Origin of the sequence: Pseudoalteromonas sp. APC 3691 (genome assembly GCF_030408135.1) — a bacterium.
Classification (GTDB): domain Bacteria; phylum Pseudomonadota; class Gammaproteobacteria; order Enterobacterales; family Alteromonadaceae; genus Pseudoalteromonas.
The window spans coordinates 1-18,501 of the sequence record NZ_JASDCB010000078.1; the positions used below are offsets into that span (position 1 = coordinate 1).

12 protein-coding genes are annotated in these 18,501 nt (G+C 39.0%); 6 read left to right on the forward strand and 6 right to left on the reverse strand.

Translation table 11 applies throughout. From position 1 onward, the window contains the following. Positions 1-172: 172 nt before the first annotated feature. Positions 173-1,306: a 1-acyl-sn-glycerol-3-phosphate acyltransferase gene (locus QL998_RS18230; RefSeq protein WP_290193223.1), complete on the reverse strand. Its 1,134-nt coding sequence runs from the start codon at positions 1,304-1,306 to the stop codon at positions 173-175. A gap of 403 nt (positions 1,307-1,709) precedes the next feature. Between QL998_RS18230 and QL998_RS18235 the strand changes: the two genes are divergently transcribed. Both QL998_RS18235 and QL998_RS18240 read left to right on the forward strand, forming a co-directional pair. Further along, the gene (locus QL998_RS18235; RefSeq protein ID WP_165744517.1) at positions 1,710-2,654 is read left to right on the forward strand and encodes a D-2-hydroxyacid dehydrogenase; all 945 of its coding nucleotides are present in this window, start codon (positions 1,710-1,712) and stop codon (positions 2,652-2,654) included. A gap of 185 nt (positions 2,655-2,839) precedes the next feature. Beyond that, complete coding sequence (locus QL998_RS18240) at positions 2,840-3,220, forward strand: DUF3192 domain-containing protein (RefSeq protein WP_007586943.1); 381 nt, start codon at positions 2,840-2,842, stop codon at positions 3,218-3,220. 67 nt (positions 3,221-3,287) lie between these two features. Here the strand turns inward: QL998_RS18240 and QL998_RS18245 are convergent, their stop codons facing one another. Genes QL998_RS18245 through QL998_RS18255 form a run of 3 tightly spaced genes read right to left on the reverse strand, consistent with a single transcriptional unit; the run spans position 3,288 to position 9,429 of the window. Beyond that, a complete protein-coding gene (locus QL998_RS18245) occupies positions 3,288-4,187 on the reverse strand; it encodes a diguanylate cyclase (protein ID WP_024605076.1) in 900 nt (299 codons plus the stop codon). Continuing rightward, positions 4,171-7,980 carry an ATP-binding protein gene (locus tag QL998_RS18250; RefSeq protein WP_290193224.1) on the reverse strand — a complete coding sequence of 1,270 codons (3,810 nt, stop codon included), beginning with the start codon at positions 7,978-7,980 and terminating at the stop codon, positions 4,171-4,173. The genes QL998_RS18245 and QL998_RS18250 overlap by 17 nt, the downstream gene beginning before the upstream one ends. Before the next feature lie 51 nt (positions 7,981-8,031). Continuing rightward, positions 8,032-9,429, reverse strand: coding sequence for a PhoH family protein (locus QL998_RS18255; RefSeq protein WP_290193225.1), 1,398 nt, complete (start codon positions 9,427-9,429; stop codon positions 8,032-8,034). A gap of 305 nt (positions 9,430-9,734) precedes the next feature. Between QL998_RS18255 and rapA the strand changes: the two genes are divergently transcribed. Continuing rightward, the gene (gene rapA / locus QL998_RS18260; RefSeq protein ID WP_290193226.1) at positions 9,735-12,629 is read left to right on the forward strand and encodes an RNA polymerase-associated protein RapA; all 2,895 of its coding nucleotides are present in this window, start codon (positions 9,735-9,737) and stop codon (positions 12,627-12,629) included. A gap of 319 nt (positions 12,630-12,948) precedes the next feature. Further along, positions 12,949-13,722 (forward strand): YggN family protein, encoded by a 774-nt coding sequence (locus tag QL998_RS18265; protein ID WP_024595182.1) that lies wholly within the window; start codon positions 12,949-12,951, stop codon positions 13,720-13,722. Between the two features lie 110 nt (positions 13,723-13,832). On the opposite strand, the gene QL998_RS18270 is transcribed toward QL998_RS18265, so the two are convergent. Next, entirely contained in the window at positions 13,833-16,262 is a 2,430-nt protein-coding gene (locus tag QL998_RS18270) for a zinc-dependent metalloprotease (protein WP_290193227.1), read from the reverse strand. Positions 16,263-16,416: 154 nt separating this feature from the next. Between QL998_RS18270 and QL998_RS18275 the strand changes: the two genes are divergently transcribed. Beyond that, a complete protein-coding gene (locus tag QL998_RS18275; protein WP_154903726.1) occupies positions 16,417-17,385 on the forward strand; it encodes a class 1 fructose-bisphosphatase in 969 nt (322 codons plus the stop codon). 92 nt (positions 17,386-17,477) lie between these two features. Here QL998_RS18275 and QL998_RS18280 read toward each other — a convergent pair whose 3' ends face one another. Further along, positions 17,478-17,804 carry a hypothetical protein gene (locus QL998_RS18280; RefSeq protein ID WP_290193228.1) on the reverse strand — a complete coding sequence of 109 codons (327 nt, stop codon included), beginning with the start codon at positions 17,802-17,804 and terminating at the stop codon, positions 17,478-17,480. Between the two features lie 43 nt (positions 17,805-17,847). On the opposite strand from QL998_RS18280, the gene QL998_RS18285 reads away from it, so the two are divergent. Beyond that, positions 17,848-18,207, forward strand: a complete 360-nt coding sequence (locus QL998_RS18285; RefSeq protein ID WP_290193229.1) for a DUF5522 domain-containing protein — start codon at positions 17,848-17,850, stop codon at positions 18,205-18,207. Positions 18,208-18,501 lie beyond the last annotated feature (294 nt).

Sequence of the window (18,501 nt, forward strand, 5' to 3'; positions counted from 1 at the left end):
TGGCTTCCTTCAGACCCCACCGTTGGCCAGTGACGCCCTTGCCATTCAGATTATCTTCCCCTTAGTCAGGGTGATAAGGCATCTTTCAGCCTATCGGGTTTGCCAGCTTCGCTGGGCAAACAAAAAAAAAGCAGCAATTTAATTGCTGCTTAGTTTTGTTGAGCTGGGATTATTAATGCTCACAGCTATTGGTATTTATCTCTGTTTTGCGGTGAAATGGCTTAGCGTACATGGCCAGCACTAAAGGTTTTAACTCTTCTGGTACACAGGCTAAACGCTTCTCAAACGTCGCTGTATCTGGAGAGTCTATTACCGCCTCTTTACAGCCACCAGCAATGTAATTACCTGGATGCAAATAAAACGAATCTACAATTTGCCTATCAATTGTTTTAGCCAACTCTTCAGCACTATCACATTTAGATTCGATTGGTTGTCCAAATGCTAAATGCACATGCCCTTTAGCTGAACTAAAACCTTCAACAATACTGGCAATATCTTCACCCGCTGACTTAATATATTCACCATGATGCTGTTTATGATAAAGCTCTTTAGCCTTAGCAATTGCACACGGTTCATATTGATAAGAAATAGAAACAGGCACTATTTTTAACTCTTTAATATAATCGCCAAATTCTTTCTTTTGTTTACGTCCATTTAATTGCAACATTTTTAAAAGGGCAGGATCTGTTTGATCAAAACCGTCTTTTGCACGCCCTTCTTTTTGTGCAATCCAAATAGAATTTCCACCGATTAAAGAGTCATAGATATATGACGATAACTGGGTCAATGCTTTTAACATTTCTTTTGGTGCTTTAGCAGAGCGCTTAACAATGAAGCTTTTATTTAAACGCATAAGCTCCGTAATGTAAGGTATTTGCAATAAATTATCGCCAATAGCAATACGCACTGTTTTCATTTTATGCTGATATAAACCCCAATTAACTAATGCAGGATCAAGCACTATGTCTCTGTGGTTTGAAATAAATAAATAAGCCTGATTAGCGTCTAACTGATCTAGCCCAGAAAAGGTAACTTTTGATGTGGTGCGCTTCACTAGTTTATCTAAGTATTGCGCCACTTCATTTTGCACATCTTCAACGGTGCTTACTTTGCCCCATTTTTTGCGTAACTGACTTCTTACCATTGGACGCGCAATAAAAGGCACTGCCGATAAAAAGCGCGGTAAATTATACTTTGCTATTACATCAATAAACGCATCATCGTTAATCAAACGTGTAAGCGACGCCGCAACTTCGTCGTCGTTGTATGGGCGTATATCTGCGTATTTATCTTCTAATTCACTCATTACTACATCTACAATGTTAAAAAACGGTACGCTAAAGCGCACCGTTTATGTCTATATCCGATTATAACTCAGCCAATCTAAAATGCGAAATAACCAAAAAAACGATTTTTTATTTTAGCAACTTGCTTTAAAGCCGAGTTTAATTACCTTCTATGACCATGAGCTTGCTTAAAAGTGCAAAAAACTGATCAGTTGATCAAAATACCATGTTCTTAATCAACTAGTGGGCAGACCACTAATACTAAACCCTTTAATTACATGCCCTCTAATCATTTGGTAGTAATACCATTAACAAAGCCTTTCTTTCGTAGTACCTTAAGCCCATATTTTAGATTTTTGATGGATCGTAAGCCTCTTTTTTACGATTTTAACTCTTTCAGATCCACTTATTTTAGGGCTCATAATGAACATTACTATTCTTGATAACGCAACGTTAGCTAAAACATCTCTTTCGTGTATAGAACAACTTGGTAAATTAACGACTTATGAACTTACCAGCCCAGAGCAAGTTATTGAGCATTGCCAAGGCGCTGATGTATTAATCACTAATAAAGCAGTTTTGAGTCGCGATACGATTAGTCAGCTAACACAGCTGAAATTAATTTGCGTAAGTGCAACCGGTACTAATAATGTTGATTTAGAAGCCGCTAAAGAATTTGGTATTGCCGTCACTAATGTAGCTGGCTACTCAACACCTTCTGTTGTTCAACATACATTTTCTTTAATTACTAACTTACTGGGTAACACCCACCGCTATCAGGCAGATTGCCAGCAGGGCGCGTGGCAAAAAAGTGAAATGTTTTGCATACTCGATTACAGCTTTAACGACTTACAGGGTAAAACATTTGCCATTATAGGCGGCGGTACACTAGGCAAAGGCGTTGCTAAAGTGGCTGAGGCATTTGGCGCTAATGTCATTGTTGCAGAGCGTAAAGGGGTTAAATGTCGTGATGGTCGTACGCCTTTTGAAGACGTCATTAAAACAGCCGATATAATCAGCATACACTGCCCGCTTACAGATGAAACACGTGATTTAATTGCACTTAATGAGCTTAAAATGATGAAGCCAAGCGCTATAATTATTAATACGGCACGTGGTGGTATTATTAACGAAGCCGACTTAGCAACAGCGCTTGAGCAAAACCTAATTGCCGGTGCGGGCGTTGATGTACTCACTAAAGAACCTGCTGAAGCTTCAAACCCACTTGCTAGTTACACAGGCAATAACTTATTGCTTACTCCACATATTGCATGGGCAAGTACTGAATCTATTGTGCGTCTAATTAATGAAGTAAGTTTAAATATTGCTGCATTTACTAAAGGTGAATCACGCAACCGCTTGGTTTAATCATTTTATTGTAGTAATCAAATAAGCTAAAAAATGGCTGTTTTTACTAATATATTTAATATTTTATTAGATAAAAACAGCTTAACTCACTTAACAAACTGATTCATAACAACTTATCAATATGGTCTACTCTTTGCTTTAATACAGTTAATAACCAATTAAAAATCTTATTAAGGTAAATAAAAATGAAAAAATCACTTTTAGCAGCCGCTTTAATCGCTCCATTTTTAACAGGCTGTGTTATTGCCGTGTCAGATGGCGAAGCTGAGACTCATTGGGCAGGGAAAAACTCATCAAGCTGGCAAGCACAGCATAAAAATAATCGTGAAGTTATATCGGAGCTAAAAATGGATAGCAGCTACCAGTCTGTTTTAACGCAATTAAAAACGCCTAATTTCACTGAGCTATTAAAAAAAGATGACGATGTATACCAAGTACTTTTTTATGTAACGCATAGCAAGCATTCAGATTCAAAAACAACAAAAGATGAATGTACGCCACTAGTATTTAAAAATGATAAGTTAGTGGGCATTGGTGAAACCGCTTTAGGTATGATCACGCAGTAACCAATAAAAAATGTTTGATACAAAAACGCCAATATATGAATATTGGCGTTTTTTGTATATTAAGTTTTTAGCGTGCGACTATTCTATCTCGTCCTGCGTCTTTAGCGGCATATAAGCCTAAATCGGCCTCTTCTAATAATGCTTGCTCAGCATACACTTTACCACTTTGTGTAGTGGCAATACCTATACTTATAGTGATGTGGTCTGCATTTAATGAAGCTTTATGTTCTATATTCAAAGCATTTACAGCATTGCGTAATTTATTAGCAAACTCCATAGCTTCATGCTTATCAATTCCTGGTAGCACAGCAGCAAATTCTTCTCCGCCATAACGAGCAATAAAGTCACTGCCACGTTCACATTGAGCCGCAAGTGCTTGCGCAACATTCTTTAAACACTCATCGCCAGCACGGTGTCCGTAGCAATCGTTGTAACGTTTAAAGTGGTCTATATCCATAAGTAACACCGATAGCGGTGTTCCACTTCGCTTGCTGCGGCGCCATTCTCGAGATAAGTTTTCATCAAGGTAGCGTCTATTTGGTATTTCAGTTAAGCCATCTATCGAAGCTAGCATTTCTAGCAAATCATTTTTTTGCTTTATGAGGAGTTGGTTGCGCACTCTAACGCGAACAATAGAAGGACTAAATGGCTTGGTTATGTAGTCCATTGCACCGAGCTCTAAGCCCTTTGCTTCATCATCATGGCTACGATTGGCTGATATAAATATAATAGGAATAGACTGAGTTATTGGGTTTTCTTTAAGCTCCACAAGTACTTGATAGCCGTCAATTCCAGGCATAATTACATCAAGGATTATTAAATCAACTTGCGCTGTTTTTACAAAGGTCAGTGCTTTTTCGCCACTTTCAACTAAGAACACGTCATGTTCTGCTTTGAGTGTTTTTTCAAGTACTAATCTATTGATTGGATCATCATCCACAATAAGTACTTTAGCTCTTTTCGACATCCCTAACCCCTAGCCCTTTTATAAAAACAATTACCTGTTCTAGCTGTATGATAAGCTCTTGTAGTGTAATCTCAATAGGCTTATTAGTTGTTTTAAGCGTTCTTTCACACAATAAAGCACAATGTGATAATCGTCTAAAACCTAAATTACCTGCTACACCCTTGATACTATGCACTAAACGTACCAAATCATCCTTATTGGTTGTTTCTTCTAGTTGCGATAACTGGGTTTCACACAAGCTAGCAAACTTATCAATCATTGTATTAAGTAGCTTTTCATCCATACTAAACTGCGTTAAAGCAAATGATTTTTCAAAAAAGCTTGGTTTAACTAAGTTTAAATCAGCAATTGCATCAATAAGTACTTTAGCAACAACCGGTTTAGTTAAATGTTTATTCATGCCGCACTTTAAAGAACGTTCTACATCAGCAGGTTCACAATGAGCCGTTAAAGCAAAAATAGGCAGTTGCTTTGCGTCAAACTGTTGACGAATCAAAGCGGTTGCTTGACAACCATCTATTTTCGGCATTTGCACATCCATCAATATTAAGTCAGGCTTTAAAACTTGCAATAATTCCATACCAATTGATGCGCTTAAAGCCGTAACAACATTTACGTTTGCTTGGCGCAGAACACTGCTAATTATTTCTAAGTTAAGCTGATTATCATCAATTGCTAATACAAGTAGACCCGATATATCAGCTTTACTTTCAGTTGCACTGTGAACTGCGGCACTTGTATTAACTATAGGCTTTTGCTGAGAGTTCAAACTAAATAGCCTTTGCCCTAATGCCGATGCTTTAACGTGATGCGCAGCTAAGTGCTCGCTTGTCGGTAAATTAAGTGTGTGCTGATGATTAATAATAATTACCGATGTTTCTTTAGCTGATAACGAATCATTAATCGCTTCAACATTTAAAAGTGCAGGTAAGTCAGCTGCATCAATTATTATTTTTTGAGTATTAGAGAGCTTAATTGGGTATTTTAGTACTTCATCTAAATTAATATTAGCAAGTTCGTTATATGCATTTGTCACCTGCTTAAGCTCTTTACTTTGATCAGATAAAATAGCCAATGTATTAGTCGGTAACACTGTGTTTTTAGTGGTATCAACTAAAAAGCTAATACTGAAATAAAATTCGCTGCCGTGGCCTTTTTTACTCTTTAAAGCAATCTCCCCACCCATTAACGATACTGCATGTTTAACAATAGCTAAACCTAGCCCAACCCCTTGGTGTATGCGGGTTGAAGATTCATCACCTTGAGTAAAAGCGTCGAATAAGCGACTTTGATCGGCTTCATCTATACCCATGCCAGTATCAATTACTTTAAAGCAAATATGCTGTTGCTCTAGGCTATCGCTTTCAATAAGTTCCATTTTTAAAGTAATGGAACCTGTTTTTGTAAACTTAACGGCATTAGTTAATAAGTTACCTAATATTTGCTGCAAACGTATACTGTCGCATATCAAATCAGGTGCTATTAGCGGGTCAATATCAATAAAAAACTCAATACCTTTTCCTTCGCACAATGGAGCCGTTAAGCTTTCACAAATATCTACCAGCTCAACCATGCTAAAAGATGCTTGTTTTAAATCGGTTTGCGAACCTTCAATACGTGCAAAATCAAGCATTCTATTAAGCATTAATAACAAGCTTTGTGCTGCATGCTTAGCTTGATCCGTTTGTTGTAATTGCTTTTGCGTTAAGCCTTGCTCAATTAACATATCAAGCAACCCTAAAACAGCGTTCAAAGGGGTACGTATTTCATGACTTAAATTGGCTATAAAGCGGCTTTTAGCTAAGGTTGCTCGTTCAGCATCTAGTTTTGATTTAGTTAAGGCACTTACATCCTGAATGTGTATAACATAATAAGCTGGATCGCGGTTTTCATCCCAGACAAGCGATACACTTAGTTGCAACCAGCTTGTTAAGCCCCCTTGAGCAAGCGTTAAATGATATACGCGTTTTTTGTCATCGAGCAATTGCGCTAAAGTGCTTTTTATTTGCTGCCATTGGGAGTCATCAAATAATGCTTTTAACTGCTCCCCAACTAGTACTGGCTGATCAGAAAACTGCTTTCTTGCTGCTTTATTTACTTGCAATATGGTGTGTTCAAGCGAGAGTAAAACCACGCAGTTAGCCGCAAATTCAATTGCACTTCTAAATTTAGATTCAGATGATTTTAAGGCTAATAATGTTTGTTGCTGTTCAGTAATATCGCGACCAATGCCCATGGTTCCTAACAGATGTTGGTGCTCGTTGTAAAAAGGTGCAATAGTAAGTTGATACGATTTTGTATCGGTTTCTATTCGCTGTTCAACACTATTCCTGTTTTGTAATACTTGTTTTTCAAGCGCATTTATTTGCTGATCATTGTCACCTAAATCATCCACATATTTACCAACTAATGCAGTTTGATCTTTACCGATATACGCCTCAAATGCTTTATTGCATCCTAAGAATGATCCATCAATGTTTTTAAAGTAAATAAGGTCTGGCACACTGTTTAGCATAGTGTTGAGTAAAGCTAAGTGGCGCTCTTTCGCTTCGTAACTGCGGCTTAGTTTTTCTGATTGCAGCTGAACTTGGTCGTCCAGAGCTTTATTTGCACTTTGTAATGAATCAACTAACTGTTTGTTTTTAGTAAATACACGCTTCACTTTAGAAAACCAAGGTTGCCAGCTCAATGGTACTTTGTAATTTAGCTGCTCTTGGGGTTGTGTACCGTTACTCTCAAGGTATGACATTAAGTGAGTCATCGGCTTTATAAAAATACGCTGACTTAACCAAAAAAACACGCCAAACATAATACTTAAAAATAGCGTTAAAAATGTAAACTCTAGTAATATCTCATACTTAATTGAGCTTATTAATTGGGGTTTGTGCTCGTAAAATGCGGCGTGAATAGGTAACTCATCCATAGGCTGCATAAAGTAATTACTATCACTAGTTAATACTGTTTTTTGACTCTGATGATCGGCCAAGTCCGGCCAATAATTTTTTAACGCAGTTGCTTGCTCTATTATCTGTTTAGAGCTGGCGATAATTTGATGCGATTGGTTCATAAAAACGTATTCACCACTGTTTGGTGACACCTTTTTTAACCATCCAGAAATTGCTTGAACATCATAAATTAAAATAATGTACTCGGCTGAGCCTGTGCTTCGTTGTCGACCAATAGCAAAATACGAATTGTCATTCACTTTAACAATAGGACTTGAAGTAAGTTTGTTTTGCGAAAATTTTGGCTTAAATTTTCCATTTAGAATTTCAGTAAGCATTAAACTTTGGCTTTTGTTGTGCCTGCTTACATAAGCAAAACCATTATCATCAACATACGCTACAGCAGATAACGACTGCATCAACGCAAGCGTTGTATTAAACGAAGGCCCTAATGTAATAGCCTGCTGCCACTGCATTAATGCCTTAGCTGATAACGCAAACTCACCTTTACCTACAATTTCCGTACTTTGATCAATAAAATGACGATAATAGTAACCATCATATTGATTTATGCCTTCGAGCAAATCTTGGTTTATTTTGGGATAAGTCGCTTGCTCGTATAAGTTAAACATGGTGGTAAGTAGATTACTCACCGAGTCCATCCCGTGAGTAACCTGTGCTGAAACATTTGTAAAATCAGCTTGGCGTTTTTCAACCGTCCGCTCAAGCTTTATATTATATAAGTGCAAGCACAGTAAAAAAGCGACAATCAATGGCACTAACAGCGCAATAAATAATGAACGATAATAATGCTTCAGAGGTAAAAAAATCAATGTACTGCCTGCCATTTGGCTCGAAAATCAATCGATAGACTATCGAGCCAATTTGTTAAGCGCAAGTTATAAATTTTCTTCTGCAAATGATGCTAAGCGGCTACGTACAACACCGTTGAGATTTATTGTTGCGCTGCCTTCAAAGTTTTTAAAGCGCTCTACTATGTAGGTTAAGCCTGATGTTACTGGCGTTAAATAATTACTATCTATTTGCGCCAAGTTACCTGTACAAATTAATTTAGTACCTTCGCCGCAGCGAGTAATAATCGTTTTAAGTTGAGATGCCGTTAAATTTTGGCTCTCATCTAGAATTACCACTGCATTTTGAATGCTACGCCCACGCATAAAGTTAACCGATTTAAACTGTACATTAGCCTTCTCCATTATGTAATTTCGACTCGATATTGGATTTTCGTCGCCTTTGTGCAATACCTCCAGCGTATCAGTGATAGCTGCAAGCCATGGCGCCATTTTTTCCTCCTCCGTGCCTGGTAAAAAGCCGATGGACTCTGCTATTTCTGGCGTATTACGGGTAACTATTACTTTATCGTAAATGCCTTTTTCGATGACCATTTCAAGGGCGCTGGCAAGTGCTAACAAGGTTTTACCACACCCCGCAGGGCCGGTTAAAATAACAAGTTCAATACTTGTATCGAGTAGTGCATCTAATGCCATCCCTTGATAAATATTTTTGGGCTTAACGCCCCATGCTTGTTGATGCATTAAACGCTCAACACCAATATCTTTGAGCGTTATGTGCTCGTCATCGTAGCATTTAACGCGCGCCGCAAACTGCTCCCCTCCATCAAGTAAATATTCATTACAAAATACATCAGGTACTAAGTTTTTAGGCACATGATGAAACGTATCACGTCCGTGTTGCTGCGTATTACACTCCCCTACATGATCCCAAAAATCACCTTCAATTTTTTTATAACCACTAGTGAGTAAGCTTATATCGTCAATAAGTTGGTCGGTGCGGTAATCCTCAACATATTTAAGCCCTGCGCCTTTGGCTTTTAAACGCATATTTATGTCTTTTGTTACAAGTATTACTTTTGAATCACTGTGCTGCTTTTGTAAATACACGGCGCAATTAATAATACGATGGTCGTTTTCGTTACCCGGCAGACCAGAAATAGAGTCGGCAAATAAATGGTCATTTACAATAATGAGGGTACCTGCAGAGCTCGCTTTTGCCTTTTTGTTACTCGGCAGCGCCACGCCTTGTAGCATTTGTTCGGGCGTGGCATTTTTAAGTACTTCATCTAATCCACGAATAGCGACGCGCGCATCACGACTTACATCGTGTTTTCTGTCTTTTATGTGGTCAAGCTCTTCAAGCACCGTCATTGGGATAACAACGTCATGTTCTTGAAAAGACAAATAAGCGAGTGGTTCGTGAAGTAGTACGTTGGTATCTAGCACATACATTTTACTTTCAAGGTTCGAAGCTTTTTCCATAGCACTTTCCTTACGTTTTATGATTTTTATGCTATACCAAAATAACTAAGTAAAACGGGCAAAACTTAAACCTGCAATACTTAATTGCTAAGGCATAATGTAAGTTTAGTCTATTTGTCATAAAAGTCCGTTTTATTACAAACTGTAATTAGTTTTGATTTACCTAAAAAAGAGTCATAAACAAGCTGTTTTAATAGTAATAATTAACACTTACAAAATTAATTAAAAGTGAGCCAAATAGCGCCTTGCAGTGGTGTTAGCTTACAGGTAACATAGCCGCCTTTTTCATCATAGACGAGACATACATGAATTTTTCCTTAGGTCAGCGTTGGATCAGTGATACAGAGTCAGATTTAGGATTAGGCACCGTTGTTGCCATTGAAGGCCGTCAGGTCAGCATATTATTTCCTGCCAGTGGTGAGAGCCGTGTTTATTCTAGTGCAGAAGCACCTGTTACCCGTGTGGCATTTAATCCTGGCGATGTGATCAAAAGCGTTGAAGAATGGGAATTAGAAGTAGAGTCTATTGAAGTACAAGGCGAATTACTGTGTTATCACGGCACCCGTGTTGATAATGGCGAAACGGCCAAGCTTAAAGAAACCTTTTTAGATCATTTTATTAAATTCAATAAACCACAAGATCGTTTATTTGCAGGCCAAGTCGATCGTTTTGATCGCTACACACTTCGCTACCAAACGTGGTTACATAAATTTGAACGTGAGCAATCGCCTATTAAAGGCTTAATTGGTCAGCGTGCTAATCTTATTCCGCACCAGCTTTATATTGCCCAAGAAGTGGGTAAACGTTTTGCACCACGCGTACTTTTATCAGATGAAGTAGGCCTTGGTAAAACAATTGAAGCGGGCATGATACTACATCAACAAATTATTAGTGGCCGTGCAAGCCGCGTACTTATTGTGGTGCCTGAAAACTTACAGCACCAATGGTTAGTAGAAATGCTACGCCGCTTTAACTTACGTTTTTCTATTTTTGATGAAGAGCGCTGCGACGAAGCGTTTGCAGATTCTCCAAACGTATTTGATACAGAGCAATTAGTACTTACCAGCCTTGAGTTTTTAACCAAGAAAAAACGTTGGTTTGAACAAGCAACGCTTGCTGATTGGGACCTTTTAGTAATAGATGAAGCCCATCACCTAAGTATCAATAACGGCAAGCCAAGCTCTGAGTACCAACGTATGGCAGAGCTTAGCCAAGATATTCCGGGCCTTATTTTACTTACCGCAACGCCTGATCAACTTGGTCACAGCAGTCACTTTGCGCGTTTACAATTACTCGATCCGGATCGTTTTTACGACTACGACGTGTTTAAAGAAGAAGAAGCAAATTATAAAGACGTAGCGCAAGCTGCAAATCAATTACTGCAAGAGCAAGCTCTGGACGACGCAGCCAAAGCCACGCTAATTGAGCTATTAAAAGAAACCGACATTACTGATATTCTTGAAAAAGCACAGCAAGGTGATTTACCAGCGCGTAAAGAAATACTTAATATGCTGCTCGATCGCCATGGCACAGGTCGTATATTATTCAGAAATAGCCGCAGCGGCATTGACGGCTACCCAAGCCGTAAATTACACGCCTACCCTATGGCACTGCCAAAGCAGTATAAAACGGCTATGTCGGTTCTTGGTAACATGGGCGGCATTCAAAACCCTGAACTAAGTGCACACCGTGCCCTGTTTCCTGAAAAAATATTTCAAGAGTTTGAAGGCGAAAGCGCTAGCTGGGGTTTATTCGACCCACGTGTAGATTGGTTAATCGACACCCTTAAAACACTTAAGCGCGAAAAAGTACTGCTTATATGTGCTAAAGCTGAAACAGCTATCAGCCTTGAGCAAATACTGCGTGAACGCGAAGCAATTAAAGCGTCGGTATTCCACGAAGGTATGTCGATTATTGAGCGTGACCGCGCTGCTGCATTTTTTGCAGACGAGTACGATAATGCACAAATATTACTGTGTTCAGAAATTGGCTCAGAAGGTCGTAACTTCCAGTTCTCGCATCACTTAGTGTTGTTTGATTTACCACTGAACCCAGATTTACTCGAGCAACGTATTGGTCGATTAGACCGTATAGGCCAAACGCAAGATGTGAACATTCATGTGCCATATTTTGAAAATACCGCTCAAGAAGTATTACTACGTTGGTACAACGAAGGTCTAGATGCATTCGAATCTACATCAACAACGGGGCAAATGCTTTATAAAGAGTTCCGTGATGACCTACTTGAGTATATTTCTGCGCATAACTGCGATGAAGACGAGCTTGATCCATTACTTGAGCAAGTAGCGCAACAAAATGCAGTACTGCGTAAAAAAATGGAAAGCGGACGAGATCGTTTATTAGAGCTACATTCATCGGGTCAAGGTGCTGCCGACTCGCTTGTGACTGATATCGAAAAACTCGATAACCAGTTTGAATTGCCAAGCTACATGATCAACGTGTTTGACACATTTGGCGTAAGCCAAGAAGATAAAGGCGAAAACACCATTATCTTAAAGCCAACGGAACATATGTTAAATGCATCGTTCCCATCGCTTAAAGAAGACGGTATGACGGTTACCTTTGATCGCGACACGGCACTTTCGCAAGAAGATGTACACTTTATCAGCTGGGATCACCCTATGGTGCAAGGCACCATGGATATGATTTGTGACGACGACTTTGGTAGCGCATCGGTGGCTTTACTTAAAAACAAAAAGTTACCGCCTGGCACCTTTTTTGTTGAGCTTATTTTTGTTGCAGAAGCAATGGCACCAAAAGTATTACAAGTTGGTCGCTTTTTACCGCCTACACCAATTCGTATATTGCTTGATAAAGCAGGTAATAACCTAGGTGAAAACGTGGCATTTGAAGGCTTTAATCAGCAGTTATCAGCCGTAGGCCGCCAAACAGCAAGTAAACTTGCCGGTGCATTGCAAAGCGCTGTCCACCCAATGATCACTACCGCTAAAGATATGGCACAAGAAAAACTTGAAGTTATTCGCGCAGCGTCACTTGCTAAAATGCAAACGTCACTCAGTGAAGAGCAAGAGCGACTTGTTGCCCTTAAGCAAATTAATCCGAATATTCGCCAAGAAGAAATTACCTTCTACGATAAGCAACGTAACGACCTAACTACGTATATTGAAAAAACGCAGTTACAACTTGATGCAATTCGCTTAATAGTGGTTTCACACTAAATATTTAGTTTTTTGAGCCGACTCCAGAGTGAATTTAGAGTCGGCTATTAAGCTTAATTGATATAAATAGCTGTACCTTTTTAAACTTCATTTAAAAACCACGTGTTCTTATTTTACTATGAGCCAATTCTACCCTCTCTAGCTATATATTAAGTCCTTTGTTGGACTGTTGATTTTGCCCAACATAACCGTATCTAAAAACTCAAGCTGCACTCTATACAACTATTCTGTGAGATAGTTGATAGGTTTATTTTCCCTTGCATAAAGTTGTTTTTTTGTTAACCTACTCGACTTCCATTTTAGTCTTTTTGAGGTGTTTATGGCGTTTCTATCTCGTTCGATATTGGCGTTATCCATGGCGCTCTCAAGCACTAGTGTCTTTGCTCAAGCCCAATGCGATGTTGAATTACGTCATGGTTTAATTATTACTGACGATGCAATTCGCATATTAGATAAAGGCCAAACTCGTGTCCAAATTAATAACAATAACCAACTGTTTATTCGCGGTTATTGGGTTGATTTAAGCGATGACGAAAGCAAAGTACTCGAACAGTTTAGTAATGGTATTCGCCACACAGTCCCCGAATTAGTAAACCTTGCTACCGATGGTGTTAACTTAGGTTTAAGCGCTATTGAACACGTAGTTGAAGGTATGTCAGACAAAGAACCTGAAGTACTTAAAACACAATTGCAGTATGTAGAGCGCGCGCTAATGGATAAGTTTAAGCGCGGAGATGACTTCTTTTTTATAGCCCCTCAATCACTTTCGCAAATAGATGACTTTTTTACTAAAGAGATCAGCCAGCAAATTCACTCTGCTGTGCATGGATCGTTAGGTGCTATTTTGGTATCACTTGGCGATGCGTTTAAATCGCGTGAAGGTAATATAGAAGATCGCATTAACGACATGGGGCAACGCATGGATATTATCTCAAGAGAAATTGATAAATCGCTACAAAAAAAGGCACATCAATTAGAGCTTAAGGCTTCTGAGTATTGCGAATGTTTAAATGCACTCGATGTAACCGAATCTCGCTTACAGGCAATAGTACCTGGTATGGCCGATTACGATTTAGTGCAAATAAAATCTTAGAGTACGTATTCGTTTTTAGAATAAAATAACACCGAGTATAAATATACTCGGTGTTTTGCTTTCTAATTGATTAAATGATTGATTTAAAATAAGCGCTTCTACTTTTTATTCTAAATTGGTGAGCCTGGCGGGATTGGCAGCACTTTAAAGTTGTTCGGCCATTGCCCTTTAATTAAAAACTGATTTACTTGCTCAGCTAAATATTGCTTAAACGCGCTCTCGCCAGTACTTGTATGGCTCAGCATTGAGTTTTGGTTAAAGTCTTCACTCAACTTAACTAAGTAGTAACGTAACTGCGCCTGCACTTCAGGGCTTGCACTATCGCTTGCTACTATATCAGCCATGGCTTTTGCAGTTAAAAATTGCACGCGCTGAGTTATTTTACCTGTCATTGTATTAGGTGATGACGCGTTAAACACTTGGCCATATAGCTCCTCAAGTAACTCATCTAAACTATAAAAGTCATTACTACGTGCTTGTTGCTGCGCTAAGCGATTTAAACGCTGTGCATTTAATAAAAGCGACAAGCTGTGCTGCACTGCAACCTCGGGTAATGCCATTGCATCGAGCGTTAACCCTGTGCGCCCAACTATGCTCTCGCGCGACTTAGACTCGCCATACGCTTTTGGCGGAATTAGCGATAGTACCGATTCAGGAAGTAATAAGTTACTTGGCTTAAGCGTTGCAAAAATAGCGTTTACCGCTTCTTGCTGTGTTTTTTTATTAACGACTTGTGCGCCTTTTACAGGTGAATCACCGCGTGTTTCGTATTCGTAATCAACACCGGCTATAAGCTTCACTGCAGCCTCAACCTGAAAACGGTGAAACAGATAAAGCGGAACTAGTTTTTCCTCTAATTGCGATAATGAATCGCCCGTTTTAATATTATTAATACCAAACTGCGAAAGCGCTTTTTTACGTACGTCGAGTACTCGTAAAAGCTCCTGAGAAGGATTAGTGCCGTTATCCCATAGATGAGCTGTTGGATGTGCGCCACCTTTAGCACGAGCATCACTATCTGATATAAACTCAAGGCCTTTGGCTTTGTTCTCTTTTAAAATAGCAGCAAGTTCTGCGCTTTCATCTTGGTTAGTAAAATCGCTATAGCCATATTTAATTACTTGGGTATCCCACACGCCCATGCCTGTTGCATAGCCGCGCGTTACATCAAGCTTACCTTGTTCATTAAAACTAAGTAGCGGATGTGGGTAGTCCATTACAGAAGCTCTATCCCCTACCGATGCAGCAAAGTTATGAGAAATACCTAACGTGTGACCAATTTCATGCGCGCTTAATTGGCGAATGCGATCAAGCGCCATTGCTTGCAAGTTTTTAGCAACTTCATTGCCTTTTAAATAAGGAGCAGCGAGTGCTTCAGCTATTAAAATATCTTGGCGAACACGCAATGAGCCAAGTGTTACGTGCCCTTTAAGTATTTCACCTGTACGTGGGTCAATTACAGAACTTCCGTATGACCAACCACGCGTTGCACGGTGTACCCATTGAATGACATTGTAACGAATGTCCATAGGGTCGGCGCTACTTGGCAGCACTTTTACTATAAATGCATTTTTATATCCTGCAGCAGTGAATGCGTCGTTCCACCATTTTCCACCTTCAAGCAAAGCGCTTTTAACGGGCTCTGGAACGCCAGGATCAAGGTAATAAACAATTGGTTTAACAGGTTCACTAATAGGTAAACTTGAGTCCTTTTTAGTTAGACGATGACGCGGTATATAACGCACATACATAGACTCACCAAGCGGCGCTGCGTAATCTTTATGTTCTATACTCCAAAAACCTGATTGCGAATTAAACTTACGAGGTGTGTAGTTATCATCTGGTAATTGAATAAGTGAATGATGCATATGAACAGTAAGCGCATAAGGGTCGGCACTTACTTGGCGAACAAATTCACCTGGTTTTGTGCCCTTAAATGTAAGTACGGCTTCAAGCTCAGTGTTTTTTACAAATGCTTTTGAGCGATTCATATAAACGGCGCTACGTGATTCATCAAGGCTAAAGTTGCCTTGCTTACGTGCAGCAAGCGTGCGACTTACGCCATGTACATCACTTAATAAATAAGGCGTGTAATCAATAAGTGCTGTGGCTTTATCTTCTGCGACTACTTTAAAACCAGCAAGTATACTTGATGCAAACGCCTCTTTAATACTTTGCTGTTCAGCCTTATTGCTTGTGTTGGCACGATAGTAAGTATTTACAGCATGTAGCATTACTTTGTCGCCAAAACGCTCAAATTGCACAAGGTGAGTATTACCAAGCTGACCTCTATCAAGGCCTATGTCGTTAGAGCCAATACCGTAAGGCAAGCTTTGCTGTAGTAAAAATTGCTGTTCAAACTTATCAACTTTTAAATATACTTTTCCGTTTTGGGTATCGTAAAAAAACGAATAGTAGCCCGGAAAATGATTCATTTGTGTAGTAAATTCATCAATTGACTTAATTGCTGCGTGCGCTTGAGTTATGATAGAGCACAGCACAGTAAAGAATATGTAACTTAGTAGTGGTATTTTTTTCATAATCTTATCTTTGTTATTTGTGTTTTAAGTACGATTAGGTGGTCCCATTATAGGGTGCTATTTAAACAATACAGTTATTTAAGACGAATTTCAGCGCTCTAAGCTAATCTCTCTCACATTATGATTGGTTTTAACACGTTATCAGGAAAATAGAATGCGTAGACTCCCTCCAGTATTACTTGAAGATGGTTGTTCAAGAGAACTTTTATCATTAATTCGAACAGTTTTAGCGGCATGTAAAGAAATTTCGTTTCGCGTTGGTCAAGGTGCGCTTTCTGGCGTATTAGGCTCAACCCTTGATGAAAACATTCAAGGCGAAACTCAAAAAAAGCTCGATGTATTATCTAATCAGCTGTTAAAAGATATTTTACTGGAATCAGGTACGGTTAAAGCAATCGCCTCTGAAGAAGAAGACTACACAGTAGCAGGTAACCCAGACGCTAAATTTATAGTGGCATTTGACCCACTCGATGGCTCGTCAAATACGGATATTAACTCACTTGTGGGTACTATATTTTCTATTATGGAAGCGCCTGAAGGCTCTGACGCTGCTGATCAAAGCATATTTATGCAGCCCGGCCATAAGCAAGTTGCTGCAGGTTACGTACTTTACGGGCCATCAACAATGCTTGCGCTGACTACAGGTAAAGGCACGCGCATGTTTACCCTTGATAAAACACAAGGCAGCTTTTTACTTACACAAGATTTTGCCGAAATCCCTGCTGATACAAACGAATTTGCCATTAATACGTCTAACCAACGCCATTGGCAGCCAGCTATGCAAAACTACATCAATGATTTGCTAGCAGGCGATACAGGCCCGCGCGCTAAAAACTTTAATATGCGCTGGATTGCAGCAATGGTGGGCGATGTGCATCGCGTACTTAGCCGTGGCGGTTTATTTACTTACCCTACCGACACGAAAGATCCTAAAAAGCCAAATAAATTACGCCTACTTTATGAAGCAAACCCAATGGCTATGTTAGTAGAGCAAGCTGGCGGTATCGCATCGACCGGTACTGAGCGTATTATGGATATTCAGCCTGATGCAATCCACCAGCGAGTAGCCGTTATTTTAGGTTCTAAAAACGAAGTAGAAACGTGCTTGGGATATCATAAATAATCGCTTAAAACGATTGTTCTCAATTTAAAAACCGCATTCAATTGAAGTGCGGTTTTTTATAGATGAGGTTTTACACCTCGCTTTTAAACAAATCAAACTTTTACTAAGGCAACTATTTGAGCAAGCTTTTGATGATTAAGCTCTCCCATTTGCTCGCTATTACTGAGCGCATAAATAAAACCTTCGTGCTCAGTACAATCAATATCATCTCGCGATTCAATTACGTTTGCCCAAAGCTCTAAATCATCTAAGTCTATTTCGTTACTTAAACAGCGTTTAAGCACATCAATTAAAACCTCGGTTGAGAGAGTATAATGAGTTTTATTGCTATCAGCAGGGCTTGAAGCGATAACCGATATAGCTTCGTCCCTTTGCTCACCAAATGTAATAAATTCAGCTAATGCTTTTTGTGTATTCATAATATTTGTTATTCTTGGCTCACTGTTACTAAAAAGAATTATAATGACTCAACTTAACTGCACTCAATGCCACAGTACTTTAACGTGTAATGTAGACGATATATCAGCGTGTTGGTGCAATGAGCTGCCGGCTATTTTACCGCTTGATATCACAGCAACAAGTTGTTTATGCCGCAAGTGCACGCTTAATAAAATAAATACTTTTTTAGAGGGTGTTTATACACAACCTATTAAAACCCAAATAGACTTTGCAAAACAATTTAGAGGTAACGACAATTTAATTGAAGGGCTCGACTACACCGTGCAAAGTGGTTACATGATATTTAGTAAGTGGTTTTTTTTAAAGCGTGGTTCGTGCTGCAAAAATGGTTGTAAAAACTGCCCTTATGGTTTTAAAAAGTAAAAGCTATTTAATACAACTACGAGCAAATATTGATTTTTATCTTCTCATTTTCTTCTCTTTCACTTCTCCTTGTGAGTAATATTTTTAAATGCAATTATTCACAAAGAGGTTTAGAGACGCTGCGTTTTTAGAGTAAGTGATTGTATAAAAATAGTATTCAAATACGAGTAAGCACTGGTTTTTACCTTCTCATTTTCTTCTCTTTCACTTCTCCTTGTGAATAATATTTTAAGTACTGTTATTCACAAGAAGGTTTAGAGGCGCTGCGCTTTTAGAGTAAGTGATTGTATAAAA